The organism is Afipia sp. OHSU_II-C1, from assembly GCF_000497575.1.
Classification (GTDB): Bacteria; Pseudomonadota; Alphaproteobacteria; order Rhizobiales; family Xanthobacteraceae; genus Afipia.
Map to the genome: position 1 here is coordinate 96,152 of NZ_APJI01000001.1, position 12,434 is coordinate 108,585.

The following is a 12,434-nucleotide window of genomic DNA, read 5'->3' on the forward strand; positions in this document are numbered from 1 at the left end:
ACATCTTGCACATGAACGCCTTGCCCTCTTTCGAAGCCCTCCGCGTGTTCGAAGTCGCAGCGCGCCACGGCAGCTTTTCGCGCGCCGCGGAAGAGCTTCACGTCACGCACGGTGCCGTGAGCCATCGGATCAAGTCTCTGGAGGATCAGTTGCAGGTGCGCCTGTTTGAGCGGCGCGGCAACAGCATGCTCCTCACCGCGGAAGGCCGGCAGCTTCTGGCGAGCGTTGATGTTGCAGTCGGTGAGATTACGCGCGGCATCGAACGCCTGCGGGGCACAGGTAAAGTCAGCCGCCTGACCGTGAGCCTGTTGCCGGTGATGGCCGCACGATGGCTCATCCCGCGGCTGTCGAGATTTTATGAACGCTTCCCGGATATCGAGATCAACATCAGGACCAGCCTCACACTGGTGACTTTCAAATCCGACGGCGTCGATCTGGCGATACGCTACGGCGCGGGCCAATGGCCGGGATTGAAAGCGGAGAAGTTTGCCGACGAAGAACTCTTTCCTGTTTGCAGCCCGAATTTCAACGGTGGGCATCTGCCACGCGAGCCGTCAGAACTTCTGGAACTGACTCTGTTGCATGACGCGAACTTGCCCTGGAAGCACTGGCTCCGTGGGGCCGGAATGAAAGCGGACGAAAACGTTCGCGGGACATCTTTCAGCGACGCCAATCTGCTGCTGGCCGCCGCGACGTCCGGACAGGGAGTCGCGCTGGCGCGAAGCTCGATCGTGACAGACGAAATTGCCGCGGGTACTCTCGTCAAACTGTTCGACTACAGCTACCGAACGCCCTACTCACATTTCATTGTTTACCCGGAGCGCTCTGACAGAATCCGGAAAGTCGCTGCTTTCCGCGACTGGTTGCTGGAAGAAAAGCCGCGACCGCTGGCGTCGTGATGCGTCAGGCTATCGAAGAACCCGCGAATGGTGAGCCGCGGGTCTCCAACGGACCTCAGTTGGTTTTCTTCGCCAGCCCCAGCGTATCGATTACCTTACGCTCGGACTCGGTGACCTCGGCGACGAATTTCTTGTAGTCCTCGGTGTTCTTGTAGTTCGCCACCATGTCGAACTTCGCCAGCGTCGCGATCACTGCCGGGTCCTCGATCGCCTTCTTGAAGGCGTCGTGAAGTTTGGTAACGATCTTGGGGTCCATGCCTTTCGGACCGGCAATGCCAAACGGCGAGTCATACACCATCGAATAGCCGAGTTCGTTGAGGGTCGGTACGTCGGGGAAGTTCGGCGAGCGCTTCGAGGTCCAGACCATCAGCAGGCGCAGCTTGCCGGCATCGACCAGCGGCCGCCATCCGGTGGAGTCCGCCTGAAGCATGGTATGATTGCCGAGCACAGCCGCATTGGTTTCGGCGCCGCCCTTGAACGGCACCTGCGTCAGCTTGATGCCGGCCTTGGCCGCGATCTGCTCCATCCCGATATGCAGCGAGGTGCCCGCGCCCGGCGTTGCGTAGGTCACCTTGCCCGGATTGGCCTTGGCGAAATCGACCACGTCTTTCCAGGTCTTGAACTGCGACTCCGCGTTGGTGGTCACACCGAAGGTGTAGCCCGTCAGGTGTACAATGTAGGTGAAATCCTTGTCGGCGTTCCAAGACACGTCCTGCATCAGCGGCAGACGAAACACCGTGATCGGTATCTGCGAAATCGTGTAGCCGTCGGGCTTCGCCGTCGCCGCCATGGTTGCCGGCCCGACGGTGCCGCCGCCGCCCGCCTTGTTATCCACGACAATGGGCTGGCCGAGCACCTTGGACGCGCTTTCGGCGATCGCGCGCATCGAGATATCGGTCGAGCCGCCCGCGGGCCACGGCACGATCAGCGTGATCGGTTTGGTCGGATAATCCTGCGCCATTGCAACACTGGACAACACGGCCAGCGCAGCCGCCGCGAAAACGGTTTTGAATCCGGATCGATAGGCCATTGAACATCTCTCCCTTGGCGGTCCGTGATGTGCGAACCTGTCTTGTTCTATTTTTATGGAGTGATGATCCTCGAAATCAGCGCGAAAGAAAAGCAAGGAGACGCGTGCGGGACGCAGTTATTGCGACGCATCCGGCAGATGCGTCATTAGGTCCCAAAATATCCTGTCCCACGGCGGCCTTGCGTTCGCCCTGCGAAACGGCAAGTTGTGAATGAACAAGCCCTGCCCATCGGGAAATCTGCCGGTTTTGAGCGCATCATCAGCCCAACAGTCCGGATGGATCGGTTATGCTCAGGGAACCATCAGCCGCGTCCGGAACGGAGCCCTTTCAATGCAGCGCGTGACCATCACTCTCGACGACGATCTCATGGCGGAACTGGACCGGATGATCGAGGAACACGGCTACCAGAACCGTTCCGAGGCGATCCGCGATTTCGCCCGCGCCGGAATGCAGCAGGCGGCGCAGGATGCCGGGAAAAACAGCGGTGATTGCGTCGCCGCTCTGGTCTATGTCTACGACCACGCGGCGCGCGATCTTTCCAGCCGCCTTGTCAACAATTTTCACGACCACCACGACCTGTCGCTGGCGACGCTCCATGTGCATCTCGACAACGACAACTGCATGGAGATCACCGCGCTGAAGGGCCGGACGGCGGACGTGCAGCATCTGGCGGACCACGTCATCGCCGAGCGCGGCGTGCGCTACGGCCGCGTGGTGATGATCCCCACCGAGGGCGGGGCCAAGCCTTCAGGTGCGCGGAAAAGGCACGTCCATCGGCACACCTGACCCTCCTTTTCCGGAGATGTTTCCGGCGCGAACCTGCGGTATCGATCCATCATGACAAAAGCCAGATCCAATCTTCAGATCGATTCCGCGCGCCTCTGGGGCGACATTCACAAAACCGCGAAATTCGGCGCAACGCCCAAGGGCGGCGTCAAGCGGCTGACGCTCGGGCCCGAGGACAAGCAGGTGCGCGACTGGTTCCGCACGGCCTGCGAAGCCGCCGGCTGCGAAGTCAGTGTCGATGCACTCGGCACCATGTTCGCGATCCGGCCCGGCCGCGACATGTCGAAGCCGCCGATCGGCATCGGCTCCCATCTCGACACCCAGCCGACCGGTGGCAAGTACGACGGTATTCTCGGCACCCTCGCCGCGCTCGAAGTCGTCCGCGCCATGAACGACGCTGGCATCGAAACCGAGTATCCCGTCTGCGTGTGCAACTGGACCAATGAAGAAGGCTCGCGCTACGCTCCGGCGATGATGGCGTCCGCGGCTTACGCCGGCGACTACACCACCGACGACATCCTGGGCCGCAAGGACGCCGATGGCATTACCGTTGCGCAAGCGCTCGACACCATCGGCTATCGCGGCACGGACGCAGTCGGACAGCAGAAGTTCAGCGCGTTCGTCGAACTGCACATCGAACAGGGCCCGTTGCTCGAGGCCGAGAACAAGACCATCGGCGTGGTCGATCGCGGCCAGGGCATCATGTGGTATGACGGCACGATCGCGGGTTTCGCCAGCCACGCCGGCACCACCCCGATGCCGCTGCGCAAGGATGCACTGGCAGCGTTCTCCGAAGTCGTACTTGCGGTGGAAAGGATCGCACGCGATCTCGGGCCGAATGCGGTCGGCACCATCGGCGAAATCAAGATCGACAATCCCTCGCGCAATGTCATCCCGGGCGACCTCACCTTCACCGTGGATATTCGGAGTTCAGAGTCGGCCACGCTGGACAAGTTGCACGACGCGCTGCAACGCGCGGTCGCAGAAATCATCGCACGCCGCAACGTCAAGATCACGATCGAGCAGATCTGGCGCAAGGAGCCGACGGTGTTCGACACAAAACTGGTCGATGCTGTCGAAACCGCGACCAAAGAGATGGGCTACAGCCATCGCCGGATCACGTCCGGCGCCGGGCATGACGCCTGTAACCTCGCAACCGTGATACCAGCGGCGATGATCTTCGTGCCCTGCAAGGACGGCGTCAGCCATAACGAACTGGAAGATGCGACGCAGGCCGACTGCACTGCCGGTGCAAACGTGCTGCTCCATACGGTTCTCTCGCTCGCTGGCGTTGCGACGGAGCCGAAGGTCGGCGGCTAGCCCCCGCGAAAGCGGGAGCCATGCCCTAGCCTGACAGTAAGGTACGTCATACATCCCACGTAATGTCTCGCGACGGAGTATGGGTCCCTGCCTTCGCGGTGACGATCCGGAATTTTCGTCGATTGAAAGCTCGTTCAGCATGACTTCAAAAGTTGCCAATCCTCCCGTCGCGCCGCGCCGCCCCCACAGCTTCACGCACCACGGCATCACCGTGACCGACGACTATGCGTGGCTGAAGGACGACAACTGGCAGGAAGTCCTGCGCGATCCGTCGGTGCTCAAGCCGGACATCCGCGCCTATCTCGAAGCCGAAAACGCTTATGCCGATACGGTGCTGGGCCACACCGAGCCGTTGCAGAAGAAGCTGGTCGCGGAAATGCGCGGCCGCATCAAGGAAGACGATTCCAGCGTCCCCTCGCCGGACGGACCGTTCGCCTATTTCCAGAAGTATAATGAGGGCGGCCAGCACGAGCAGATCGGACGAACAGCGCGCGACGGCAGCGGCGAGGCCCGTTTCATCATCGACGGCGATGAACTGGCGAAGCAGACCGTGTACTTCCGGTTCGGCGGCGCGCGTCACTCACCCGATCACAGGCTGGAGGCGTGGAGCGCGGACGTTCGTGGCTCGGAATATTTCACCATTCGCGTGCGCGGCTGGGAGAGCGGCAAGGATTCCGCCGATATTCTCGAGGAGACCGACGGCGGCATCGTCTGGGCAGCAGATTCGAAATCATTCTTTTACGTGAAGCTGGACGACAACCACCGTCCGATGCAGGTCTATCGCCACATTCTCGGCACCGCGCAGTCGGATGACGCGCTGGTCTACGAGGAACAGGACTCCGGCTGGTTCACGCATATTCATGAAAGCGCCAGCGGACGCTTTTGCGTGATCGCGGGCGGCGATCATGAAACGTCCGAACAGCGCCTGATCGATCTGAGCGCACCCGAGGCCCCGCCGCGCCTGATCGCGAAGCGCGAGGAAGGCGTGCAGTATTCGATTGCCGACCGCGGCGATCAGCTTTTCATCCTGACCAACGCTGATGACGCCATCGACTTCAAGATCGTCACTGCGCCGCTGGCCTCGCCCGCGCGCAAGAACTGGCGCGACCTGATTCCGCACCGCCCCGGCACCTACATTATCGATATCGAGCTTTACTCAGGTCATCTGGTGCGGATGGAGCGGGCCAATGCCCTGCCCTCCATCGTGATCCGCGATCTTGCGACCCTGCAGGAACATGCCATCGCGTTTGACGAGGCAGCCTATTCCCTCGGCACGCTCGGCGGTTACGAGTTCGACACCACGCAGATCCGGTTTTCCTATTCGTCGATGACCACGCCATCGGAAGTGTTCGACTACGACATGGTCAGCCGCGCGCGCGTTCTGCGCAAGCGCCAGGAAATTCCCTCCGGCCACAACCCTGCCGACTACGTCACCACCCGCATCATGGCAACGTCCCATGACGGCGCGCAGGTTCCGGTATCCATCGTCCATCGCAAGGATCTCAAGCGCGACGGCAGTGCGCCGCTGCTGCTGTATGGCTACGGCTCCTACGGCAGTTCGATGCCGGCATCGTTCTCCGCCAACCGGCTGTCGCTGGTCGATCGCGGCTTCGTCTATGCCATCGCGCATATCCGCGGCGGCGCGGACAAGGGCTGGGGCTGGTATCTCGACGGCAAGCGCGAGAAGAAGACCAACACCTTCGACGATTTCGCCGCCGCAGCCCGCGCACTGATCGACGCGAAATACACCTCGGCGAAAAAGATCGTCGGCCACGGCGGCAGCGCCGGCGGCATGCTGATGGGCGCGGTCGCGAACCGCTCGGGCGAGTTGTTCGCGGGCATTGTCGCCGAGGTGCCGTTCGTCGATGTGCTGAACACCATGCTCGACGACACGCTGCCGTTGACGCCGCCGGAGTGGCCCGAATGGGGCAACCCGATCGAAAGTGCGGCCGATTTCAAGACCATCCTGTCGTACTCGCCGTATGACAACGTCGCGGCGAAAGATTACCCCGCGATTCTGGCGATGGGCGGCCTCGCCGATCCGCGCGTCACTTACTGGGAGCCGGCGAAATGGATCGCGCGGCTCCGCCCCGTGATGACGGGCGGCGGGCCAGTGCTGTTGCGCACCAACATGGGCGCAGGTCACGGCGGCGCGTCCGGCCGCTTCAACCGGCTGGACGAGATCGCGATTGTTTACGCGTTTGCGTTGTGGGCGGTGGGGCTGGCTGACGGCGAAGGCTGAAAAGCTTTCTCCACTTACCTCAAAGGTAATTTAAGCACTGCCGTCAGCCATGCATGATGCACCTGCGGATTGCGTTGCAACGCGTCATGACGCGCCGCCGTTCTCCGCCCATACTCCAATGCCACTGACTCGCCTGTTGCCCGGAAGTCCCGCATGCGCCGCCTGCCCTTCTATTACGGCTGGATCATTGTCGCCGTAACCTTCATCACCATGGGTATCGGCGTGAATGCCCGCACCTCGTTCTCGCTGTTCTTCTCGCCGATCGTCGATGAGTTCGGCTGGGATCGCGGCGTCACCGCAGGTGCATTCTCCGTCGGCTTTCTGGTCTCGGCGCTGCTCAGCCCGCTGATGGGCAAGCTGATGGACCGCTCGGGCCCGCGCACGGTGATGGAGCTCGGCGTTCTGTTGATGGGCGCTGGCCTCCTGCTCGCGCCGCTGACCACGCAGCCTTGGCATCTTTACGTCACCATCGGCTGTCTTGTCGGCGCAGGCAGCATTTGTCTGGGCTATTCAGGCCAGTCGCTGTTCCTGCCGAACTGGTTCGTCAGACGCCGCGGGCTCGCGGTCGGCCTCGCCTTCGCCGGCGTCGGCATCGGCTCTATCATCATCCTGCCGTGGGTGCAGTTCCTGATCGACAGGAGCGGCTGGCGTGCCGCGAGCTGGGCGATGGGCATTCTCGTGCTCGTTGCGCTGATTCCGCTCAACCTGCTGCTGCGCAAGCGTCCGGAAGACATCGGACTGCTGCCGGATGGAGATGCAGCGCCGACCGCCACGACCGTCGCACCGCCCTCGAATATCGTCGATCCGGCATGGGCAGCGACCGACTGGACGCTCGGTCTCGCCGTTCGCACCGCGCGGTTCTGGTGGATCTCGCTCGGTTACTTCTGCGGCCTCTATGTCTGGTACGCCGTGCAGGTGCATCAGACCAAGTATCTCGTCGAAATCGGGTTCACGTCGAGCTCGGCGGCATGGGCGCTGGGCATGGTCAGCCTGATCGGCATTCCGGGACAGATTGCGCTCGGCTATCTCTCCGACCGCATCGGCCGCGAATGGATCTGGACGATTTCCTCACTGGGATTCGCGATCTGTTTCGCGGCGCTGATTGCGTTGCAATTCACACCGACGCTGCTGCTGGTTTACATCATGGTCGTCGTGCAGGGTTTCCTCGGCTACGGCTTCACCTCGATCATGGGCGCGGTGGTGGCCGAAATCTTCCAGGGCAAACACTTTGGCACGATCTTCGGCACCATCGGTTTCACCGCACTGGCCGGCGGCGCCGCAGGCCCATGGGTGACCGGAATCCTGCACGACATCTACGGAGACTACACGCTGGCCTTCATCATCGGCATAGCGGTCAGCGCACTGTCCGCCGCCTCGATCTGGCTTGCTTCGCCCGGCAAGGTCCGCGCCGTTGCGGGCCGCATGGACCGGATTGCGAAACCGGCCTAAAGCCCGATCTGCACCGGATAGCCTTCGCGCAATGCATTGACGATCGACGGTGGCGTTACGAGCCTTGCATCGGCGAGACTTGTCGATGCGCGGCTGTAACCCGCGAACGACCAGTGCCACGCTTCACCGTTTGCGATCAGATAACTCTCGCCGCCTCTCGTCACCATTACTCCATTCGGCAACCGGAGCGCTGCGGTGTACAGCGGGTGCAGCCGCTTCTCGCGGCCATCGAGCCGCTCGCCATGAAGCACGGCGTCCATGTCGGTCGCATATGGCTTTGCGCGGCCATTGCCCTTGGCCCACGCGTCGCGAAACGCCGTCGCATCATCCCGGCGGCAATAGAAGCAAGGCCTATGCCCCGCGGCGAACGATGTCGCCTCATCGAGGAAGAACAGCTCGGTCCAGCTTCTCCCGCCCATCACCTTGCGCCGGCGTCCGCGAAATTCGCAGACGCAGGTGATCCATGCCTTTGACGACCAGCGCCGGTTCAGTAGCGTCTTCGTCGCCGGATCGTGAATGATGCCGCGATTGCCGGTGAAGCGGCCGCGATGCGCGGTCGCAACGATCTCGCCGAACGGCGACACGCGGTTTTGCAGCGGCATAGGCTCATCCCTTTCCGTCATTGCGAGCGAAGCGAAGCAATCCACCGTAAGAAGAATGGATTGCTTCGTCGCTAGCGCAACTCGCAATGACGAACCACGGAATATCAAGCCACCCGGAAACCGATGAACCGCCGGAAGCGATCAGTTCCCTAGTTCAGCACGTCCTGATTGATGACATTCTCGCGGATCGGCTTGCCGTCCAGCGCGCTGAGAATGTTCTTGGCGGTTTGCAGGCCCATGCGGTCGAGCGCCTCGCGCGTCACGCCCGCCAGATGCGGCGCGGTGATGACATTGTCGAGCTTGAACAGCGGATGATCCGGTCGCGGCGGCTCCTGCGCGAACACGTCAACACCCGCGCCGGCGATCTTGCCCGAGGTGAGGGCCTCGTACAGCGCCGCTTCGTCCACAATGCCGCCGCGCGCGGTGTTGATGAGGTAGGCCGTCGGCTTCATCAACTGCAACTGCGCCGCGCCGAACATGTTGACCGTCTCCGGCGATTTCGGACAGTGAATCGACACGAAATCGGCGCGCGGCAGCGCCGTATTGAGATCGGTGACATATTCCGCCCCCGCCGCCTCGACCTCGGCGGCAGACTTGAACGGGTCGTAGACCAGAACGTTCATCTCCATCGCCACCAGCCGCTTCACCGTCCTCGTTCCGATGCGGCCGAAGCCGACCACCAAAGCGGTCTTTCCAAGCAGGTCATACGGGATCGCGCCGAGCCGCTTGGTCCAGTTACCGCTCTTGACGATGCTGTCGAGTTCGGTCGAACGCTTGGCCAGCCACAGCATCATGAACAGCGCGCATTCGGCGACCGACGGCGAATTGGCGATGCCGGTGGTCATCAGGGGAATTTTCTTGCCGCTCAGGGCTTTCACGTCCACCGCGTCGTAGCCGACGCCGATCCGCGCCACCACCATCATCTCGCCGGAAGACACGATCTCGTTGGCGCCGAAACCGGTGCCGCCGAGCGCCACGCCATTCACCGGCGCATGCTGCCGCAGCATTTCGTTGAAATCCGGCGCGGAGATCGTGTTGGGAAACTCGATGGCCTCGATGTCGCTGCGCTCCCGGAACAGGGCCCAGCCGCCCGGCGACATGGTCTCCACGATCAGCAGTTTCTTCTTGTTGGTCGCCATTTCATCCCCTGATGTTTGTTGATTTTCGTTCGGCCCGAGCGCCCATCATCGCCTCGTTTGACCTCTTCCCGCAAGCCGGGAAGAAGCCGAAGCTCGCTCTTGCCGCCGCGACGCTGCAAAGGCACACTCCCCGCGCCGCGTTCCAGCCAGCCTCAAACATCAACAACAGGAGATCAACCCGTGACCCAGTCCGCGCCCCACCCCGCATCCCTGCTCGAAACACTGGCGCGCTGGGACACACCAACCATCTGCAACGCGCTGGAAGTGGTCGCGCCGGAACGCCGTCTGATCGGGTACACGACAAAGCCACTGGTCTGCCCGTTCCCGGACCTGCCGCCGATGGTCGGCTATGCCCGCACCGCAACAATCCGCGCCACCTCGCCATCGAGCCTGTCGGCGGCGGATCAGCGCGCCCAACGCGTCGCCTATTACGAATATTGCGGGACGGGTCATGGCCCGCGCATCAGCATCATTCAGGATCTCGACGGCGCGAATATCGGCTTCGGTGCATTCTGGGGCGAGGTCAACAGCTCGGTTCACAAGGCGCTCGGCTGCCTCGGCGTCGTCACCGACGGATCGATCCGCGATATTCCCGCATGGGCGCCGGGATTCCAGGCGCTGGCCGGCAGCATCGGCCCGTCGCATGCGTTCGTTCATCTCGCGGGCTTCGGTGAAACAGTGTCCGTAGCCGGCATGACAGTGAGTTCGGACGATCTCATTCATGCAGACCGTCATGGTGCGGTCGTGATTCCGGCCAATGTCGCAGCGAAACTCCCCGATGCCGCGCGGCTGTGTGAACGCCGCGAGGAGCCGATCCTCGGCATCGCCCGCGATCCCGGTTTCACCGTGGAGAAGCTCAAGGAAGCGCTGGCGAAGGCCGCGGAGATTCACTAACGCGAGACGATGGCGCAAGCCTTCTCGCAACACGCAATCAACGGAAGGTTTGTGCCATGAAAGTCGCGCTCGGCGTCATCGTCGGATTGGTGATCGGATTCCTCGCTATGACCTGGTTCAAGACCGGTCATCTTCCGTTCTAGCCGTTCGTCCTCAGACCGCTTCGTAGGCGAACAACACTGCGATAACGGTGATGCCGAGCAGGCCGGCCAGAAACAGAACGTCCGCGATGCGCTCATAACGCTCGCTTGCGCGGCTCTGACCCGCATAGCGGATGGACAGATAGGACGCCGCCGCGCTGACGAGAAACAGAATCGCGGCGAGCGCGGCATACTCGTCGACATGGCTCGGTCCGCTTCTGCTTTCCACCACCTTGACGAGGCCGACCAGCGTCACGCAAACGCCGATCATCGTTGCGGAAGTAGGCAGAATGTGACGGGAGAGCTCCTTGCTGGCGCGCGGCTCTTTCTGCTGCCGGTCGGTCATGCTCGACTTTCTTTTTGAACCCGAACGCTGCGTGGTCCGTTATGCTCCACTCACCCGCCGCATAAATTATCCGAGTCCTGAATGCCTGTCTCATCCCATTACCGCGCCTCGACCAGCCACGCCGCGCTTGGTCCCGAGTTCTACGATGTGGTCGCGGCGGCCGCCTTCCCCGATCACATCCTGCGTTATCGCAATCAACGCGCCGCGAAGAGTGTCGGGCTCGATACGCTCAGCGACGAGGAATGGATCGCGCATTTCGGTCGGTTTCAGCCCTTGGCCGAAAATTTCAAGGAGCCGCTGGCGCTGCGCTACCACGGCCATCAGTTTCGCACCTATAATCCGGAGCTTGGCGACGGACGCGGCTTCCTGTTCGCGCAACTGTACGACGACAAGGGCCGCCTGCTCGATCTCGCCACCAAGGGCAGCGGCAAGACGCCCTGGTCGCGCACCGCAGACGGGCGCCTGACACTCAAGGGCGGCGTGCGCGAGGTGCTGGCGACCGCGATGCTGGAAGCCCTCGGCGTCGACACCTCGAAAACCTTCAGCCTGATCGAGACCGGCGAAGCGCTGGTGCGCGGCGACGAGCCATCGCCGACGCGATCCTCCGTGATGGTGCGGCTGAGCCACTCGCATATCCGGATCGGCTCATTCCAGCGCCAGGCGTTTCTCCGCAGCACAGAAAATATTCAGAAGCTGCTCGACTACACGATCAGGACGTACATGCCCGAGGTGTGGCGCGACGATGTAGCGGCGCGCGCCATCGCATTTCTCGAAGAGGTCTGCCGCCGCGTCGCGCGCGTGGGCGCACAGTGGATGGCCGCCGGATTTGTCCACGGCGTGCTCAACACCGACAACATCAATGTCACCGGCGAGAGTTTCGACTACGGTCCATGGCGGTTTCTTCCCGTGCTGGAGCCGGGCTTCACCGCCGCGTATTTCGACGAGACCGGGCTCTATGCCTACGGCCGACAGCCCGATGCGCTGTTCTGGAACGTCACGCGGCTGGCGGAATGCCTGCTCGGCCTTACCGATCAGCCAAGCCTTGAGAACGCGCTGGGCGTTTTCGAACCGGCCATTCGCAAGGAGTTCACCGATGCGATGCTAAGACGGCTCGGCGTCCAGCCGCGCGATGCCGTGAGCGACAATGAACTGGTGCGCGCACTCTGGATATTCCTGTCGGAGACGAAAGCACCATTCGAGCAGACCTTCTTCGACTGGTTTGGCGGCCTTGCGAGCGCCGAGCGCGCGGCGAATAGCCCGTCGAAGGATCACTATGTAAATACGGCGTTCGCTGCCGTCCGCAACGCATTGAAAGACTTCGTTCCGCGCGAAGGCGTTGATCTAAACCACCCGTACTTCAGCAAGCCGGCCGCATGTTCGATGCTGATCGAAGAAGTCGAAGCGATCTGGAAGCCGATCGCGGACAATGACGACTGGTCGGTGTTTCACGCCAAGCTTCAAGCCATCGACGAGATGCGCGAGGCGTATGGGCTTATTTGACTGTCATTCCGGACAGCCCGCGCAGCGGGCTGATCCGGAATCCAGTTAATTTCATCAAAGCCGATTCTGGATTCCGGGCTCGCCCG

General features: G+C 62.2%; 11 protein-coding genes. 7 read left to right on the forward strand and 4 right to left on the reverse strand.

Translation table 11 applies throughout. From position 1 onward, the window contains the following. Positions 1-11 precede the first annotated feature (11 nt). Positions 12-899 (forward strand): transcriptional regulator GcvA, encoded by an 888-nt coding sequence (gcvA, locus tag I554_RS0100400; protein WP_024573817.1) that lies wholly within the window; start codon positions 12-14, stop codon positions 897-899. Between the two features lie 55 nt (positions 900-954). On the opposite strand, the gene I554_RS0100405 is transcribed toward gcvA, so the two are convergent. Continuing rightward, the gene (locus I554_RS0100405; RefSeq protein WP_024573816.1) at positions 955-1,929 is read right to left on the reverse strand and encodes a tripartite tricarboxylate transporter substrate binding protein; all 975 of its coding nucleotides are present in this window, start codon (positions 1,927-1,929) and stop codon (positions 955-957) included. A 331-nt stretch (positions 1,930-2,260) separates the two neighbouring features. Between I554_RS0100405 and nikR the strand changes: the two genes are divergently transcribed. The 4 genes from nikR (at position 2,261) to I554_RS0100430 (ending at position 7,727) form a co-directional block, all read left to right on the forward strand. Further along, positions 2,261-2,716 carry a nickel-responsive transcriptional regulator NikR gene (gene nikR / locus I554_RS0100415; RefSeq protein ID WP_024573815.1) on the forward strand — a complete coding sequence of 152 codons (456 nt, stop codon included), beginning with the start codon at positions 2,261-2,263 and terminating at the stop codon, positions 2,714-2,716. 51 nt (positions 2,717-2,767) lie between these two features. Then, the gene (locus I554_RS0100420; RefSeq protein WP_024573814.1) at positions 2,768-4,036 is read left to right on the forward strand and encodes a Zn-dependent hydrolase; all 1,269 of its coding nucleotides are present in this window, start codon (positions 2,768-2,770) and stop codon (positions 4,034-4,036) included. Positions 4,037-4,175: 139 nt separating this feature from the next. Further along, positions 4,176-6,278, forward strand: a complete 2,103-nt coding sequence (locus I554_RS0100425) for a S9 family peptidase (RefSeq protein WP_024573813.1) — start codon at positions 4,176-4,178, stop codon at positions 6,276-6,278. A gap of 153 nt (positions 6,279-6,431) precedes the next feature. Next, positions 6,432-7,727, forward strand: coding sequence for an MFS transporter (locus I554_RS0100430; protein WP_024573812.1), 1,296 nt, complete (start codon positions 6,432-6,434; stop codon positions 7,725-7,727). On the opposite strand, the gene I554_RS0100435 is transcribed toward I554_RS0100430, so the two are convergent. Continuing rightward, entirely contained in the window at positions 7,724-8,329 is a 606-nt protein-coding gene (locus I554_RS0100435; RefSeq protein WP_024573811.1) for a hypothetical protein, read from the reverse strand. The two genes, I554_RS0100430 and I554_RS0100435, sit on opposite strands and share 4 nt — an antisense overlap. Positions 8,330-8,478: 149 nt before the next feature. Next, a complete protein-coding gene (locus tag I554_RS0100440) occupies positions 8,479-9,468 on the reverse strand; it encodes a hydroxyacid dehydrogenase (protein ID WP_024573810.1) in 990 nt (329 codons plus the stop codon). A 180-nt stretch (positions 9,469-9,648) separates the two neighbouring features. Between I554_RS0100440 and I554_RS0100445 the strand changes: the two genes are divergently transcribed. Then, positions 9,649-10,362 carry an RraA family protein gene (locus tag I554_RS0100445; RefSeq protein ID WP_024573809.1) on the forward strand — a complete coding sequence of 238 codons (714 nt, stop codon included), beginning with the start codon at positions 9,649-9,651 and terminating at the stop codon, positions 10,360-10,362. Between the two features lie 153 nt (positions 10,363-10,515). Here I554_RS0100445 and I554_RS0100455 read toward each other — a convergent pair whose 3' ends face one another. Further along, positions 10,516-10,848, reverse strand: a complete 333-nt coding sequence (locus I554_RS0100455) for a hypothetical protein (protein WP_024573808.1) — start codon at positions 10,846-10,848, stop codon at positions 10,516-10,518. Between the two features lie 81 nt (positions 10,849-10,929). Between I554_RS0100455 and I554_RS0100460 the strand changes: the two genes are divergently transcribed. After that, positions 10,930-12,348 carry a YdiU family protein gene (locus I554_RS0100460; RefSeq protein ID WP_024573807.1) on the forward strand — a complete coding sequence of 473 codons (1,419 nt, stop codon included), beginning with the start codon at positions 10,930-10,932 and terminating at the stop codon, positions 12,346-12,348. Positions 12,349-12,434 lie beyond the last annotated feature (86 nt).